Annotated in this window: 14 protein-coding genes and 1 pseudogene; 6 read left to right on the top strand and 9 right to left on the bottom strand. The window is 66.2% G+C overall.

All coding sequences use genetic code 11. The annotated features are described in order from the left end of the window. Positions 1–17: 17 nt before the first annotated feature. Both AC3FOF_RS04455 and AC3FOF_RS04450 read right to left on the bottom strand, forming a co-directional pair. Positions 18–785: a fimbria/pilus periplasmic chaperone gene (locus AC3FOF_RS04455; RefSeq protein ID WP_488725882.1), complete on the bottom strand. Its 768-nt coding sequence runs from the start codon at positions 783–785 to the stop codon at positions 18–20. 30 nt (positions 786–815) lie between these two features. Continuing rightward, positions 816–1,385, bottom strand: a complete 570-nt coding sequence (locus tag AC3FOF_RS04450; protein WP_488725881.1) for a fimbrial protein — start codon at positions 1,383–1,385, stop codon at positions 816–818. Positions 1,386–2,381: 996 nt separating this feature from the next. On the opposite strand from AC3FOF_RS04450, the gene AC3FOF_RS04445 reads away from it, so the two are divergent. Continuing rightward, the gene (locus AC3FOF_RS04445; RefSeq protein WP_488725880.1) at positions 2,382–3,299 is read left to right on the top strand and encodes a LysR family transcriptional regulator; all 918 of its coding nucleotides are present in this window, start codon (positions 2,382–2,384) and stop codon (positions 3,297–3,299) included. A 26-nt stretch (positions 3,300–3,325) separates the two neighbouring features. Here AC3FOF_RS04445 and AC3FOF_RS04440 read toward each other — a convergent pair whose 3' ends face one another. The 4 genes from AC3FOF_RS04440 to AC3FOF_RS04425 are packed head-to-tail and all read right to left on the bottom strand — an operon-like array spanning position 3,326 to position 8,071. Then, complete coding sequence (locus tag AC3FOF_RS04440) at positions 3,326–4,774, bottom strand: efflux transporter outer membrane subunit (protein WP_488725922.1); 1,449 nt, start codon at positions 4,772–4,774, stop codon at positions 3,326–3,328. Between the two features lie 29 nt (positions 4,775–4,803). Further along, positions 4,804–5,721, bottom strand: coding sequence for an efflux RND transporter periplasmic adaptor subunit (locus tag AC3FOF_RS04435; protein WP_488725879.1), 918 nt, complete (start codon positions 5,719–5,721; stop codon positions 4,804–4,806). Continuing rightward, positions 5,718–5,930, bottom strand: a complete 213-nt coding sequence (locus AC3FOF_RS04430) for a DUF1656 domain-containing protein (protein WP_430869496.1) — start codon at positions 5,928–5,930, stop codon at positions 5,718–5,720. Before AC3FOF_RS04430 ends, AC3FOF_RS04435 begins: the two co-directional genes overlap by 4 nt. Beyond that, entirely contained in the window at positions 5,924–8,071 is a 2,148-nt protein-coding gene (locus AC3FOF_RS04425; RefSeq protein WP_488725878.1) for an FUSC family protein, read from the bottom strand. The genes AC3FOF_RS04430 and AC3FOF_RS04425 overlap by 7 nt, the downstream gene beginning before the upstream one ends. Positions 8,072–8,488: 417 nt before the next feature. Here AC3FOF_RS04425 and AC3FOF_RS04420 point away from each other — a divergent pair, with 417 nt between their 5' ends. Further along, positions 8,489–9,382, top strand: a complete 894-nt coding sequence (locus AC3FOF_RS04420; protein ID WP_276263909.1) for a LysR family transcriptional regulator — start codon at positions 8,489–8,491, stop codon at positions 9,380–9,382. Positions 9,383–9,399: 17 nt separating this feature from the next. Here AC3FOF_RS04420 and AC3FOF_RS04415 read toward each other — a convergent pair whose 3' ends face one another. Next, complete coding sequence (locus AC3FOF_RS04415; RefSeq protein ID WP_488725921.1) at positions 9,400–10,485, bottom strand: collagen-like triple helix repeat-containing protein; 1,086 nt, start codon at positions 10,483–10,485, stop codon at positions 9,400–9,402. A 348-nt stretch (positions 10,486–10,833) separates the two neighbouring features. Continuing rightward, positions 10,834–11,736, bottom strand: a complete 903-nt coding sequence (locus AC3FOF_RS04410; RefSeq protein ID WP_276263910.1) for a LysR family transcriptional regulator — start codon at positions 11,734–11,736, stop codon at positions 10,834–10,836. A 117-nt stretch (positions 11,737–11,853) separates the two neighbouring features. Here AC3FOF_RS04410 and AC3FOF_RS04405 point away from each other — a divergent pair. The 4 genes and pseudogenes from AC3FOF_RS04405 to AC3FOF_RS04390 all read left to right on the top strand — a co-directional run bounded on the left by AC3FOF_RS04405 (position 11,854) and on the right by AC3FOF_RS04390 (position 14,966). Next, a pseudogene (locus AC3FOF_RS04405) lies at positions 11,854–12,840 on the top strand (2Fe-2S iron-sulfur cluster-binding protein). A gap of 41 nt (positions 12,841–12,881) precedes the next feature. Continuing rightward, on the top strand, positions 12,882–14,138 hold the full coding sequence (locus AC3FOF_RS04400) for an aromatic ring-hydroxylating dioxygenase subunit alpha (protein WP_488725877.1): 1,257 nt from the start codon (positions 12,882–12,884) through the stop codon (positions 14,136–14,138). Between the two features lie 3 nt (positions 14,139–14,141). Then, positions 14,142–14,615 carry a nuclear transport factor 2 family protein gene (locus AC3FOF_RS04395; protein ID WP_017229274.1) on the top strand — a complete coding sequence of 158 codons (474 nt, stop codon included), beginning with the start codon at positions 14,142–14,144 and terminating at the stop codon, positions 14,613–14,615. Between the two features lie 39 nt (positions 14,616–14,654). Then, positions 14,655–14,966 carry a non-heme iron oxygenase ferredoxin subunit gene (locus AC3FOF_RS04390; protein WP_488725876.1) on the top strand — a complete coding sequence of 104 codons (312 nt, stop codon included), beginning with the start codon at positions 14,655–14,657 and terminating at the stop codon, positions 14,964–14,966. A gap of 70 nt (positions 14,967–15,036) precedes the next feature. On the opposite strand, the gene AC3FOF_RS04385 is transcribed toward AC3FOF_RS04390, so the two are convergent. Next, positions 15,037–16,383 (bottom strand): MFS transporter, encoded by a 1,347-nt coding sequence (locus tag AC3FOF_RS04385; protein WP_017229276.1) that lies wholly within the window; start codon positions 16,381–16,383, stop codon positions 15,037–15,039. Between the last annotated feature and the right edge of the window lie 90 nt (positions 16,384–16,473).

The following is a 16,473-nucleotide window of genomic DNA, read 5'->3' as shown; positions in this document are numbered from 1 at the left end:
GGGGGTACTTCCGGCGCTCAATTCGCCAGCGGCTTTTCTTCGGTGTAGCGGCCGCCGTAGTCGTTGATGACTTCGTACCGGACCGAGGCGCTGGCGTGGTTGCCGGGCCTGGCCTCCGGCAGTACGAAGGTTTCCTTGCCGAGCGGGGCGACCATGCCGCCGCCCGCGGCTACGGACTTGCCGTCCAGTTGGGCTTCCACCCGGCCGAAGGAAACGTAGTAGGGAGTGGGGTTGCTGACCTCCACCGCAAGCTGCTTCGCTGGCTTGCCTCCCGTCCCCTGGCCATCCACGGTGGCCAGTTTCCAGGTGAGCTTGCCGGGGGCGGCATCGACCTCCGTCAGCTCGGTTGGGCGAAAAAACACCTTGATGCGGCTTCTGAAAGCGAACCGGAGCACATTCTTGTCCCCCTCCTGCTTTGGGGGCACCTCCAGCACATTGAGCCAGAATACGGACTCACGATCCTGCGGCAGCGGCTCCTTCGTATAGGCGATACGCAGCACCGCACCCCGGCTGGGCTCCACCCTGGCGACCGCCGGCGCGATCGTGAAGGGCACTTTCATCTTCTCGGGCGGAACATTCTCCCGGCCATCGTCCAGCCAGTTCTGCACGAGAACTGGCGCGTCGCCGGTGTTGTTCAGCCTCAAGGTAACCTCGCGGGCATCGGCGGGAAACACCACCCGCGTACCCTGTATGACAATGGCGGCCTGCGCCATGCCGGAGCAGGCGGCAAGCGCCACGACGCCGGCTGCAGCAAGGAAGGAAGAGATGCGAGCGACCGACGTCATGGCATTCCCAGTAGTTAAATCCGGCTCGGTTTAGTAGTAGGCCATCGTGTAGCGGATGGACGTATCCGCCGCACCCGAGTTGACGGTGGTGGCAGTCTGGACATAGTTCGCGACAAAGGACAGCGTTGCGGCATTGTTCGCGATCGTGGCCACCTGCGGGGTTGCCTGCGCCTGGTTCAGCGCGATCTTGCCGGTGGCGCCATTGCCGTTGTCGCTGACCATGAGCTGCACGCCCGTCGCCACCGCGTTGCCTTGGAAGATCAGGTTGCCGGTGGCAGGATCGATATTGCCCGAGCTCGTATCGAACGAGACGGAGGCCTTCGAACCATTCTTGCAGGCAGTGCCGCCACCCAGCACCAGGTTGAAGGGCACGTTGGGAGACTTCGTGCCGATCGCCGTGAACACGGCCGGGTCCACCCGGCCCAGGTCCACTTCGTACCGGTTGCCGGCACCCGGCTGCTGGCCGTTGATGGTGCAACTGACATCCGTGATGGAACCGGTGAAGACAAGCTGGCCATCGAACGCATGCGACAGCGAGGGAGCCATGGCGGCCATTGCCACGCAGGTGGCGGCCAGAGGAGCGAGGATAGTGCGCTTCATGTGATTTCCTTCTTTGGTTGGTAGTTGGGGTATGAACCAATCTATTGGCGATGCCCCGGTTTAAACGCAGGTTCGCAATGGAACTGCCACACCGGCTGCGGGACCGTACCGTTTACTGCCAGACTCCCTGAACGCCTGGTTCATTCAGGACCGGACCCACAGTGACACCTAGGTCACTCGACGGTGACCGAATCATATAGGTCAAAAACCAGAATCAACCCCAGAAATTTCTGGTTCTATTCCGCACGAAATAATTAATTGAGTTTAAACAATCCACCCTGAATCCACCAACCGGATCAGCCGCACCAGGCTCACCCCACGATTCGCCCACCCCATGCTGGTTGCTGCCGCCCACCGCCTTCGGCAGCCTACCCTCATCCGCACGGAACCGCCCCACGCCAATGCAATTACTTAAAGTTATATTTACATCTGATTTCAATGTTTTTTATCTATACAAATTCACTTACGCGCGGCATCAAATCGCCACCTACAACTCAACACAAAAACATTACCTAAAAGCATACAAAACACATAAATCAATTACATAAAACTATATGAATAGCAAAAAACAAAATTATCAATGAGATTTGTCTTGAATACTGAATGGAAATTTATATATATAGAAGTCAATAAAAACCTGAAAAAACAAAGAAACACAAATAGAATTCATTGACATCCCCAGCATGGATCCAGCCAGAAGACGCCGGGATTTTTATGAGAAAATTCCTATGAAGCCCTGAATGGCATGACAGCGCTCCGACGCCAGTTCACGCCCCGGGGCGTCCCTGCCGTCTATCGCTGCTTCTGCAGAAATGGGCTGTAGCCGATCAGGATGGCCGGCGATCGACGGCTGGCGGCTAGTGCCTGCCGGTGCCTCCGTCGCCATCCATGCATTGCGCGCCGCCCTCGGGGGAACGGCCTCTGGCCGGTACCGGCATGCTGGACGGGAAGTACCGATGCTTAACTACGTTTTACGACTTGTAGGATCAGGAGCGAATGAGCCATATTGAAACCCGGCACTTGCGATATTTCATAGCCGCGGCGGAAGAAGGCAGCATCATCGCGGCTTCCCGGGCGCTTAACATCACGCAACCGGCCTTGTCGCGACAGATCCAGGATCTCGAAGGCAGCATCGGGATCCGGCTGTTCGAGCGTCATGCCAAAGGCGTGCAACTGACCGATGCAGGCCTGAGTTTCCTGCAGGATGCAAAGCAATCGCTGCAGGAGCTGCAGAGGGCGCGCGATCGCGCCCATCGCATCGCGCAGGGGCAGACCGGCACGTTCAAGCTCGGCATCATGCCGAGCTACCTGGCCTCGCCGGTCACGCTGGAGATCCTCCAGCACTTTCGGGAGCGGAACCCGGAAATCCTGCTGTCCATCGAGCCGCTGTTGTCATTGCCGCAGGCGCAGGCCATCCGGAGCGAGGAGCTCGATGGCGGCATCATGGCATGGCGTACGCCGGACGATGCCACCCTGAGCGGCATCACCCTGTACCGGGAGACTTTCGTGCTGGCGTTGCCGGCGCAGGCCTCGACGCAGGCAACGCGCCCACGCCGGCTTGCCGACGTCGCCGGCGAACACTTTGTCTGGTTCGACCGGGAAAGGTCCGGCGCGCAGCACAGCCTCCTGATGGCCGCGTGCGCGAGAGCCGGATTTGCGCCGCATGTCGTCCAGATCGGAACCGACACCCCGACCATCCTGGGACTGGTCGCTGCCGGCATGGGGTGTGCACTGGTGCCGGCCAGTGCGCGGCTGCACAGTCCGCCGACCGTGGCGTTCGTTGCGTTGGCCGACCTGGCGGAGGGCGTGGATATCGAGTTTTCGTACCTGGCGGCGCGCCGCTCGCCCCGCATCCAGCGCTTTATCGAATCGGTCCGGCACGTCGCCGGCAGGAAGCCGGGGGTGGCACTCTGATATCGACGCGGCTCGCCCCAGGCCGCTCAGTGGTTCCCGCCCGCCTTGCGTTCCACCGTCTCGTGCTCCTCCACCTTCGGGCTGTTCTGCCAGCCTCCGCCGAGGGCCAGGAAGAGATTGATCTGGTCCATGGCAACCTGGCTGTCCGATGCCGCCAGCGCCGCCTCGGCCCCGGCCAGGGTACGGTCGGCATCGAGGCTGGACAGGTACGGCGTGCGGCCGGCCTGGTATAGCCGCCGGTGCTGCCGGGCCACTTCATCGGCATCGTCGCGCGCCACGCGCAAGGACTGGTTGCGCTCCAGCTCCCGCGTATAGGCGCTGAGCGCGCCCTGGGTTTCCTGCAAGGCCTTCAGCACCACGCCGTCGAAGCGGGCCAGCGCCGCGTCGGCGCCGGCTTCCATGGCGTGTATGCGTGGCCGCACGCCATTGGTCGGCAGGTTCCAGGTCAGTAGCGGGCCCATGCCCCAGCGCGCCGTGGGGCCCGTGCCGAGATCGCTCAGGATGCCGCTCAGGCCGGCCGATGCCCCGATGCGGATCGAGGGATAGAGATCGGCGGTGGCTACGCCGATCTTCGCCGTGGCCGAGGCCAGCTCGCGCTCCGCCTGCCGTACGTCGGGCCGCCGCTTCAGCAGCGCGGCGCCATCCCCCACCGGCAGCGGCTGGCGCAGCCGGGGCTCCTCGCTGCACTCGGTTTCGGCCTCGGGCAGCCCGGCGGGCGGCTTGCCGAGCATGACCGCCAACCGGTACGACGCGCCCTCCTTCTCTGCCTTGAAGCGCGGCAAGGCGGCGCGCAAGGTCTCGGCCTGCGCCCGTGCCCGCAGCATGTCCACAGGCTGCCCGCGGCCGGCGGCCACCATCTTGCCGGCAATCTCCACACCGCGCGCCTGCAGGGCGAGCTGGTGCTCCGCGACTTCCAGTTCGTGCATGGCGGCACAGCCCTGCACATAGGCGCGCACGGTTTCCGCTGCCACGCTGACACGCGCCATATCGAGCGCGGCCTGGCTGGCCTGGGCGCTGGCCAGGGCGGCCTCGTCGGCGCGCGCCAGCTTGCCGAAAAAGTCCACCAGGTAGGAAACGGAGAAGCCGAAGTCGCCCAGGTTGAAGACCGGCACCTTCTCCTTGAGCAGGAAGCTCTCGCCCGCGACCTGCGCGCGCTCGGCCTTGGCGGAGACCGCCGCCTGCGGCAGGTTCTCCGATTCCACCTCGTGGTAGATCGCGATGGCACGCCGCAGGTTGGCGGCGGCCACCCGCAGATCGGTATTGGCGGCGAGCGCCTGCCGGACCAGCTTGTCGAGCCTGGCATCGTCGTACAGCCGCCACCAGTCGTCCGGTACCGGCGCCACCGAGATGGCGGCATCCTTCGTGCCGAGCAACGGCCCGTTGGCCTCGGGCGCGCGTGCCACGGCCTGCTCCGGCACGTGGTAGTCGGGGCCGACAGTGGTGCAGGCGAACAGCAAGGGCAGGACCGCTGCCATCCATGCCGGCTGCGCAAAGTGGAGCTTGTTCACTGCATCGCCTCCGGCAAGGCGCCCGCCTGGCGCAGGCCGGCAACCTTGCGCGGCTCGCTCACGGACACCGTCGCCGTGCGGCCCGATACCAGTTGCACGGTCGCGGGCACGTCGTCGAGCGCGATCCGCACCGGCACGCGCTGCGCCAGCCGCACCCAGTTGAAGGTCGGGTTCACGTTGGGCAGCAGGTTGGAGCCGTTGCTGCGGTCCCGGTCCTCGATACCGGCGGCGATGCTCTGCACATGGCCGTGCAGCATGGTGTGCTCGCCCATGATGCGCACGGCAACCGGGCTGCCGATCCGGATGCCATGCAGCTTGGTCTCTTCGAAATATCCCTCGACGTGGAAGGAGTTCGCATCGACCATCGACAGGACCGGCCGGCCCGTGCTGACGTAGTCCCCCAGGCGCGGCAGGCGATCGTTCAGATAGCCGTCCACCGGGCTGACCACGCTGGTGCGCGCGAGGTTGAGCCTTGCCAGGCCGACCGCCGCCTCGGCCTGCGCCAGGGCCGCCTCGCCCTGCTCCACCCTGGCCCGCCCTTCCTCCACGACCTCGGTGGCGACCACCTCGGACAAGGTGCGGTTGCGGGCGGCCTCGCGGCGCGCCTGCGCCAGCGCCGCGCGCTGCGCTGCGGCGCTGGCCTGGGCCTGCTGCAGCGCCAGCCGGTAGCGGTCCTGGTCGATCACGAACAGTACCTGTCCACGCTGCACGCGCTGGTTGTCCTTGACCAGGATCCGGGTCACCAGCCCGGAGACATCGGGCGCGACCTGCACCACGTCGGCGCGCACATGGCCATCGCGCGTCCATGGCGCAACGGTGTAGTAGTCCCACAGATGCTTGGCGACGAACAGGGCGGCAACCGTGGCAAGCAACGTCAGCACTACGGGACCCAGGGAGCGGAATTTGAATTTCATGATTGCAGCCAGCGGGCCAGGGCGACCACGCCGCCCAGCACGAGCAGATAGAGGGCGAGATTGAAAAGCGACCGGTGCCAGACCAGCCGGTAGAAGCCCACGCGGGCCAGCACCGCGCGCATGCCGGCGGTGATGACGAAGGTGAGGAACATCAGGGCCAGCAGGCTGGGCACGAAGACGCCGTAGACGTCGATTTCAGCTGTCAGCATTTGGTGTGGGCAGGCGCCGGGAGTGGCAAAGGCAGCGGGGACGGTACGGACGCCGGCGGCGCGGGCTCGGCAAGCCGCGTCATCGCTGCTGACGCCGGCTCCGCCGGATACAGGGCGACCCGCAGGGCGATCAGCGCGGCCATTGCGCCGCGCGCGCTTTCGCCCACGGCAAGCGCGTCGCCCACGCCGCCCTTGCCATCCGCGTGCGCGGACACGGCCAGGATCGCCTTGTCGATGCGGTCGGCCAGCGCGGCGGGCGGCGCCATCGCATGCCCTGCCTTCAGCCGCGCGCGGAAATGCCCGGCGATCGCGTTCAGCACCCGGGTCACCGCCCGGCGCGCGGCCGGGCTCAGGAGCGTCAGATTGCGCTGCAGCGCGAGCGCGCCAAAGCCGACCTGCAATTCGGCAAAGCCATCGCTGGACATCTTGTCGTCGCTGGCCGCCAGCCGCGGCACCAGCTGGCTGAGCCGGTCCAGCATGCGGCCGCCGAGCTTCGCCTGCCCGGGAGACTCGCGCCGCGTGGCGGCTTGCGCCAGGTCCTTCCAGCTGGCGCGGATCAGGCGGTGCGCGGCCACGCGGGCGCCGAACGGGCGGGTCGTCATGGCCCACAAGGGCGCGAACAGCATGCCGCCGATGCTGGCGAGGCTGGCATTGAAAGTGGCGAGGAAATTGGTGTCGTAGATGCTCTGGACATTGGCGAAGGACGCCGTGTTGACCGACAGCAGCATGGCGATCAGGTTGAAGCCCGGCCGGGATATCAGCATGCCGATGCCCATGTAGGGCAGCGCCAGCATGCCCACCAGCGTTTCGAAGTTATGCGCGTTCGGCACCACCAGGAACAGGTAGAAGGACGAGACGGCGAAGCAAAAGGTGCTCCAGCGCATAAAGGTGTGCGCCACGGGGCGGGGCTCCTCGATGGTGGCAAAGAAACAGCAGGTGATCGACGCCACCGCGACGGCGCCGGCCCCGTCCTCCCATCCCGAGGCGATCCACAGCAGTCCAGCGCAAAACACGGCGAGACTGGTCGAGCAGGCATAGAACAGCAGCATGCCGTGATCGTGGTGGTGCGCCCGCTCGGCCTTCTCCACCCGCGCGCCGCGGTCGCCGGGGCGCACCGGTAGCGCATCGGCGCCGGTTCCCCGGTCGCCGATGCCGCGCTGCAGGGCATGGCAGTCTTCGCACAGTTCCGCCAGCGTGCGCAGCCGGTCGTTGGCGGTGGCCACCAGCCCGGCGTGCCAGCCCGGCGCCCGCCCGTATTCCGCCCAGGGCCCGGCCGCCGGCTCCAGGGCCGGCGCCGGGCCGTCGAAGCCCGCGCGGATCCACGAGGACATCTCCGCCATATGGCGCGCCAGGTGTTCCGGGATGCCCGCCGCATGCTGCCGCAGCGCCTGCAACAGGCCCGCCAGCGACGACAGCACCGGCAGCAGCATCGTCATCCGCTCGCGCAGGGCACGCGCGTGGCGCAGGGTGTCCGCGCTCTCCGTGTCATAGGAGAGCTGGACGATCAACTGGTCCAGCGCGAGGATATCGGCGGCCAGCCGATGGCGGCTGCCGTGGCGCGTGGCATTGGCGTCAGGGTCGGCCGACAGCATGTCGGTGGCCCAGAGCGCCGCATCCGCCAGCCAGGTGGCGGACCTCGCACGCAGCGCCGGCGCCACCTTGGCGGGAAACACGATGGCGCCCACCATGCCGGCGCACACGATGCCGATCACGATCTCCTCGATGCGCGCGACGGCAATATCGAAGACTTGCGCCGGCGCGGTGACGGCCGGCAGCGCCACGATCGGCAGCGTGTAGGCCGCCAGCAGGAACACATAGCTGCGCGGCGTGCGCTGCAGCAGCGAGAGATAGAGCAAGGCGCCGGTCCACAGCGCAATCGCCCCCATCAGCAATACCGGCGCATTGACCAGCAAGGGCACGGTGACCACGGCGGCGGTCGCGCCGAGCAGCGTGCCCACCACGCGATAGGCCGCCTTGGAGCGGGTCGCGCCCGTCAGCGGGTGCGACACGAGGTAAACGGTTGCCATGGCCCAGTAAGGGCGGGGCAAACCCAGCGCAAGCGCGATATAGAGCGCCAGCATCGAGGCGGCAAACGCCTTCAGCGAAAAGAGCCACTGCCGTGCGCTCGGCCAGCTAGCCATGACGCAAACCTGTTGTTGTTTTGATGGGGGCGCTCTATGCGTTCACGCCAGCGCGGCACGCGGGTGAACAGGGGCGATGAATAGGAACGGCCAGGCCGCTCGGCGGGAACCGCGGGCTAGGGATTCCGCCTGGCGGCGGATGCAGCGGGACACAGGCGCATCGCACGGGGGGCGGCGATGGCGTTTGGGCGCGTTTGCGCACGGGCGTTCATTTTGTCTTCCTTGGCTTCCAGGTACGCTTCCGGGCCACATACAAGGCACCCGGCCAGAGCGGGGGGCGGACCGGCACCGCCGGCCATTGCCCCGCATCGCGTCGGGAACAGCGTGAAAGCAAAGTGTAGCCAACTGGCGGCCATTCCGAACATGATTTAAAATTACAAACCCTATTCGCTTTTTTCATGGCAAAGGAAGTGCCCTGTGCCCATCGATATCCGCGCCCTGCGCTATTTTGTGGAAACCGTGCGCCTGAAGAGCTTCACCCAGGCCGCAACCTCCCTATACGTCACCCAGTCCACCATCAGCAAAATGGTACGCCAGCTGGAAGACGAGGTCGGCCAGCCATTGCTGATCCGCGAGGGCAAGCAGGTGCACCTGACCGACGTGGGCCGCGTGGTGTACGAGCGGGGGCAGGAGGCGCTGGGCGTGGTGCACCGGCTCACGCTGGAAGTGGCCGACCTGTCCTCGCTCGGCCGCGGCCAGCTTACGGTGGGCATTCCGCCGATGGCCAACCTGTTCTTCTCGCCCGCCGTCAGCGCCTTCCGCCAGCGCTATCCCAACCTGGAGCTAAGCCTGGCCGAGCATGGCGGCCATCTGGTGGAACAGCAGGTGGCCAGCGGCGAGTTGGAGGTCGGTGCCACCGTGCTGCCCGGGGATAGCGGCCTGTCCCTTGCCACCCGTGAATTCGCCAAGTACCCGATCTGGGTGGCCGGACCGCGCAAGGCGAGCTGGGCCAAGGGCAAGACCGTCACCCTGGCGGCGCTGCGGGACGAACCCCTGCTGATGCTGACGGAAGACTTTTCGCTGACGCGCAAGCTACGCCAAGCCTTCCTGGACGCCCGCATCGAACCACGCGTGGTGGCGCAAAGCGGGCACTGGGACTTCCTTGCCTCGATGGCGGCCGCCGGCCTGGGCACCACCTTCCTGCCGCAACCGCTACTGGCCAAGCTCCACATCCACGACAAGCTGGCCGTGGCACGCCTGGCCGAGCCAGCCATGGACTGGGCGCTGGCCCATATCTGGTCGCCGGGCCGCTACCTGTCGCATGCGGCGCGCGCCTGGTTGTCAGTGTGCGGGGAAGTGCTGGGGGCCTGAACGAAGGCGCAGCCGCTTCAGGGCTTGGTGCCCGTCAGCCCGCCTGTCAGGTTGCCAAGCAAGCCGCCGACCAGTCCGTTGGCGCCGCCCGCGCTGCCCTGGCTGACGGCACCGGTCACGCCTGCCACCAGGCCGGCGACCGGCGCCAGGGCGCCGCCCGGCGCGCCGTGACCGCTGCCCGCGCCGTTCGCCACCGTGCCGGGGCCACCGCTGAGGAGGTTGGTGACCGGCGCGAGCAAACCAGACCCGCTCCCGGGCGCCAGCCCTCCCGTCAGCCCTCCCGGCAGGCCGCCGAGGAGGCCGGTAACCGGTGCCAGCGGTCCGCCGCCGGCATTCCCGCCGGGCGTGTTGACCACGCCGCCCAGCGCGGCGACCGCCGTGCCGGCAGTCGTGACGATACCCCCCACGCCGGACACCACCGGCGCGTTGGTCCGGGTAAGCGCGTTCCCCACCGTGCCCACGGTACCGCCCACGGTGCCGAGCAGGTTGTTGGCCAGCGGGCCCAAGCCGGTCGCCGTGCCAAGGGTCTGCGTTGCACCGGTCAGCGTCGAGGTGAGCGGAACGATCGCCTGGCTGACGGTACCGGTGACCTGCTTCACCGGATCCGTGAGGACTTGCGGCCCCAGGCCGCCAACCAGACCGCCAGCCTGGCTGACCACGGAGCCCACCGGCGCGGTGACGGCCGCCAGCGGGCCGGTCCCCAGACCACCCACTGCCGTGCCCACGCCGCCGATGACAGTGCCGAGCTGATTGATTGCCGACGGCCCCGTGGCGCCTGAGGGGCCGGTGGGACCCGCGGGGCCTGTCGCTCCGGTGGCGCCTGTCGCGCCCGCGGCACCCGTTGCGCCAGTGGCACCTGTCGCGCCCGCGGCACCTGTTGCGCCAGTGGCACCCGTCGCGCCGGCGGCACCTGTTGCGCCAGTGGCACCCGTCGCTCCCGTGCCGCCGTTTGCTCCAGTAGTGCCTGTGGCTCCCGTGGCACCTGCCGTACCATTTGCGCCGGCGGCACCCGTGTCTCCCTTGGCACCGGAGTTACCTGCCGCGCCTGCGTTTCCGCTGGTGCCCGCGACGCCGGCATTGCCCGTGGCGCCTGTCGCCCCCATGGCACCGTCGGATCCGTTGGCGCAGCCGCCAAGCACCACCAGGGCGCCTAATGTGAAACCAAGGAAAAGCTGCTGATTGCGCACTGTCATACCTCTCATGTGATTGCGGTCATTCTCGGGACACAGCGCAACCGCAATTGTCATGCCCGCTTTTTTCAGGGTCTTCGCGCGCACGCGGGGCGGCCGCTCACGCAGCGCGGAAACCCGCACCAGGTCTGACTTCTCGGGAGAGCGGGCGCTTCTCGACGGGTGCTCCTGACAGGCGCCGGCGCCCCTCCCTGTCCGTTACGCGTTACGTAACGTCCGGGCCGGTCCAGGCCCCGCCGGGCACGGGAGCATGGCGCAGGCCTACCTGGAGAACTCCTCGAACACCAGTTGCCGCAGCCACTGGCTGGCTGGCTCGCGGTTGTTCCTGGCGTGCCAGAGCACATTGATCACGATGTCGGGGATCCTCACCGGACATGGCGCTGTTTCCAGCCCAAAGGGCTTCAGGGTGCGCTCCGCGTAGGCCTCCGGCACCACCGCCATCAGGTCCGTGGTCTGCAGGATATGGCCCACGGCCACGAAGTGGGGCACGCGCAGGCGGACCTGGCGCGGCACGCCCGCGCGCTGGATCACTTCATCCACCATGCTGTGGCCCGTGCCCGCCGCCACGATCGCCACATGCTCGGCGCTGCTGAAGGATTTGACGGTCATGCCCTCGCGCGCCAGCGGGTGCCCCTTGCGGAAGATGCAGACATAACGCTGCCGGAACAGCCGGCGCTGGAAGAAGCCCGCCTTGAGGTCGGGCATGAAGCCGATGGCCAGGTCCACGCGCCCGCTTTCCATTTCCTCGCGCAGGTTCACCGTATGGTTGCGCACCGTGCTGATGGTCACGCCGGGCGCCACCTTTGACAGCCGCTTCATCAGGTCCGGCAGGAAATAGATCTCCCCGATATCCGTCATGGCGATGGTAAAGCTGCGCGTGCTGGTGGCCGGTTCGAAGGCGGACTGCGCATTGAGCGTGTTGTGGATGGCGCCGAGCGCGAAGCCGATCGGCTCGGCGAGATTCTCCGCGAACGGCGTGGGCACCATCCCCTTGGCGGTGCGCAGGAACAGCTCGTCGCCAAGCAGCTTGCGCAAGCGGTTGAGTGCGTTGCTGATGGCCGGCTGCGATATGCCGAGCGTCTGGGCCACCGCGGAAACCCGGCGCTGGCGCAGCAGTTCATTGAACACCACCAGCAGGTTCAGGTCGATTTCCCGCAACTCCATCTTGCCTCCTTTTATCACTGGTAGTGATATCACGTATCACTCTCTTTCTATTTATTTATTCTACCAGCGGCTCCAATATACCAGCCACAGTCGAACAAGATCTGGAGACCATGCCCCATGGAAGTATCCGTCCACCCGCTGGAGCGAACGCTCCACGCGCATGCCGGCGATAACCTGCTGGACGTGCTGCGGGCCAACCAGGTGCCCATTTCCTATAGCTGCATGGCCGGACGATGCGGCACCTGCAGATGCAAGGTGGTTGCCGGCCAGGCGCTGGTTGCCGGCCCCGAGGATTCCCGTGCGCCCATGACCGCGGGGCAGTCGGTGCTGGCATGCCAGACCACCCTGGTCGAAAGCTGCGCGATCGAAATCCCGGAACTCGACGAAGTGGTGGTACATCCGGCGAAGACCCTCAAGGGCACGGTGATCGGCCTGGAGGACCTGACGCACGACATCAAGCGGATTCGCGTAGGCATCCCCAAGCCGCTCGAATTCTAGCCCGGACAGTACGCCACGCTGCAGTTCACGCCGCACCATGTCCGCCCCTACTCGATGGCGGTGGCGCAAGGCGCGGACGAACTGGAATTCCACGTCCGGCTGGTGCCGGATGGCCGCGTCACCTCGTATGTCGCGTCGGAGCTCAAGCTCGGCGATGCCATCCGTGTCAGCGGCCCGCTGGGCACCGCGTATCTGCGACGCAAGTTCGACGGCCCGGTGGTCTGCATCGCCGGCGGCACCGGCCTGGCCCCGATCCTGTCGATCCTGCGCGGCATGGTGGACGCCGGCATGCGCAATCCGGTGCATGTGTATTTCGGCGTGCGCACGCATGCCGACGTCTATGGCCTGGCATGGCTGCGCGAGCTGCAGTCGCGCCATGCGGCGATGCAGGTGCACGTCGTGGTGGCATCGGCCAGCGACGGCAACGGCTTCCGGGGCGGCGTGGTGACCAAGGCGGTGGCCGACGACTGGGAGCAACTGCGCGGCTGGCGCGCCTATGTGGCGGGCGCCCCGGTCATGGTCGATGCCGCTTCCATCCTGCTCAGGCAGAAAGGCATCGATCCCGAACACATCCATGCCGACGCATTCCATGCCAGCGGCGTGTAATGCAGGTAAGCCACCCACCACAAACATCGCGGAGACAAAACATGCGCGAGCAAGCCATCGCATTCCGGAAACGGGAATGGAAGGACGAGGGATCCAGCCGGATTCCCTTCTGGGCCTATACCGACGAGGACATCTACCGCCAGGAGCTGGAGCGCTTCTTCTACTCGGGACACTGGTGCTACATCGGCCTGGAGGCGGAAATCCCCAACCCGGGCGACTTCAAGCGCACCGTGGTGGGAGAGCGCTCCGTGATTGCCAGCCGCGCGGCGGACGGCGATATCCATGTGGTGGAAAATGTCTGCGCGCACCGCGGCGTGCAGTTCTGCCGCGAGCGGTCCGGCAACCGCAAGGACTTCACCTGCCCCTATCACCAGTGGAACTACGACCTCAAGGGCAACCTGGTCGGCGTGCCGTTCCGGCGCGGCGTGAAGCTGGACGGCAAGGTCAACGGCGGCATGCCCGCCGATTTCGACCCGAAGGAGCACGGGCTGACCAAGCTGAAGGTGGCACACCGCAACGGCGTGATCTTCGCCTCGTTCGACCACGAGGTGCCGCCGCTTGAAGACTACCTGGGGCCGGCCATCCTGGCCTATTTCGACCGGGTCTTCGACGGCCGCAAGCTGACCATCCTCGGCTACAGCCGCCAGCAGATCCCGGGCAACTGGAAGCTGATGCAGGAGAACATCAAGGACCCGTACCACCCCGGACTGCTGCACACCTGGTTCGTCACCTTCGGGCTCTGGCGCGCCGACAACAAGTCCGAACTCAAGATGGACGAGCACTTCCGCCATGCGGCAATGATCTCGACGCGCGGCCAGGGCGGCAAGGGCGAAGTCACCAGCGGCGTGTCGAGCTTCAAGGAACAGATGAGCCTGCACGACGACCGCTTCCTCGACGTGGTGCCGGAAGCCTGGTGGGGGGCGCCCACGGCGGTGATGATGACGCTGTTCCCGAGCGTGATCATCCAGCAGCAGGTCAACTCGGTCTCCACGCGCCATATCCAGCCGGCCGGCCACGGCACCTTCAACTTCGTGTGGACGCACTTCGGCTTCGAGGACGATGATGCCGACATGACCCGGCGCCGCCTGCGCCAGGCCAACCTGTTCGGTCCGGCCGGCTTCGTCTCGGCGGACGACGGCGAGGTGATCGAGTTTTCCCAGCAAGGCTTCGAGCAAAAGCCATTCCACCGGACGGTGGCGGAACTGGGCGGGCGCGAGATCGGCAACACGGACCATATGGTGACCGAGACGCTGATCCGCGGCATGTACGACTACTGGCGCCGCGTGATGGAGGCCTGAGACATGCTCGACTTTGAAACCTACACGCAATTGCTCGCGCTGTACGCGGACTATGCGGCCGCGCTCGACAACAACGAATGGGAAAAGTGGCCCGATTTCTTCACCGAGGAATGCGTCTACAAGCTCCAGCCGCGCGAGAACCATGAGCACGGCTTCCCGCTCGCCACGCTCTCCTTCGAGAGCCGCGGCATGCTCAAGGACCGCATCTACGGCGCCACCGAGACCATCTTCCATGACCCGTACTACCAGCGGCACGTGGTGGGCATCCCGCGCATCCTGAAGGCCGGCCCCGAGCGGATCGAGGCCGAGGCCAGCTACGCCGTCTTTCGCACCAAGCCGGACGGGCTGTCCACCGTGTACAACGTGGGCCGCTATATCGACGTGATCCGGCGCACGGAGGACGGGCTGAAATTCGAGTCGAAGCTATGCGTCTTCGACAGCGAGATGATCGCGAATTCCATCATCTACCCGATCTGATTCATCTACCCGATCTGATTCCTGAACTTGAGGCGAACCATGTCAAAGCAATGGACACAGGTAATTCCCCTGGTGGCAATCCCCAGGGACGATGTCGTGGCGGTCAGCGCGCTCGGCAAGGAGATTGCGCTGTATAGCGTGGGCGACGAGATCTATGCCACGGACAACGCTTGCAGCCATGGCAACGCGCGCTTGTGCGACGGCTTCCTGGACGGGCATGAAATCGAATGCCCGCTGCACCAGGGCAAGTTCGACGTGCGCACCGGGCGGGCGATGTGCGAGCCGCTGACCAGCGACATCCAGGCGTACAGCGTGAAGGTGGAAAACGGAGCGGTCTTCGTGGCACTGTAGGCACCACGGTGCCGGAGCGCCACGCAAAGCGCTCCGGCATAAGCTCCGGCGTAGCAGGCCAACACCCGGATCAGGTCCTTGCCGGCGTCTCCAGCGCGGCGCGCACCACGAAGGTCATGATCACCGCGAACACCAGCATGGCGGCAAGAAAGTACAGGCCGGAGGCAAGCTTGCCCGTGGCGTCCTTGATCAGCCCGATACCGTAAGGGCCGAGGTAACCGCCGAGGTTGGCCAGGGAATTGATCGTCGCAATGCCGACCGCTGCGCTGGCGCCGGTCAGGAACTCGCCCGGCAACGCCCACACCACCGCCTGGATCGAATAGATCGAGAATGCCGTCAGGCAGATAAAGAAGAACTGCAGCGCGGGCGTCTGGCACCAGGCGCTGGCCGCCATCGTGACCGCCGCCATGGCGGAGACCACGATGATGTGCCAGTAGCGCTCGCCCTTGCGGTCGGAATGGCGCGGCACCAGGTACAGGCCGGCCACCGCGAACAGGTAAGGCACCGCCGACAGCAGGCCGGTGGTGGCATCCGTCACGCCGAACTGCTTGATGATGGTGGGCAGCCACAGCGACAGGCCGTAGATGCTGAGCGGGAACGGCAGGAACAGCAGCGACAGCAGCAGCACGCGCTTGTCCTTCAGCGCGCTGAGCGGGTTGCCATGCGACTTGAGCGCGTAGGCCGACCGGTCCGCCGCCAGCTCGCGCTCGATCCAGGCCCGGTCCGCCGGCGCCAGCCAGTGTGCCTGCGCAGGTGACTCGGGCAGCAGGCGCAGCGTGGGCAGGCACAGCAGCACCGCCGGCAGCCCGCTCAGCACGAACAGGGTCTGCCAGTTGGACAGGCCGAACACCCCCGTGGTCGACAACAGCCAGCCCGCGATCGGCCCGGTGACGATCAGCGCGACCGGCTGTGCCAACACCAGCAGGCCGATGATGCGGGCGCGATGCCGCATCGGGAACCACTTGGTCAGGAAGTACAGGATGCCGGGATAGAGGCCGGCCTCCGCGGCGCCAAGCAGGAAGCGCAGCACGTAGAAGCTGGTGGCGCTGTTGATCAGGGCCATCGCCATGGTGATGACGCCCCAGGTGAACAGGATGCGCGCGAACCAGCGGCGCGCGCCGAAACGCTCCAGCGCCAGGTTGCTGGGCACTTCGCAGAGGAAGTAGCCAATAAAGAACAGCCCCGCGCCGAGGCCGTAGGATGCATCGCTGATGCCCACCGCCGCATTCATGTGAAGCTTGGCGAAGCCGACCACCGATCGGTCGATGTAGGCCACCACGTAGATCAGGGCCAGGAACGGAATCAGCTTGCGGGTCAGCATGCCGATGATGCGGTGCTCCTCGCTGGCGGCGTCGAGCGGCGTATCGCCCGGCAGCGGGACCGGCCGGTCCAGGCCGGCCGTGGGTGTGGTGTTCATCTATGTCTCCTCGGATGTTGTTTTGCATCGTCGGCGCCGGCAAAGCCCGCGCCCCCCGGGGCATTCGCAAGGCGGGGCCCGGCCGCGCCG

Source organism: Cupriavidus sp. 96C5-1, assembly GCF_057798855.1.
The sequence above is the reverse complement of the archived record's forward strand: the minus strand, read 5'-3'. Positions and strand labels throughout refer to the sequence as shown.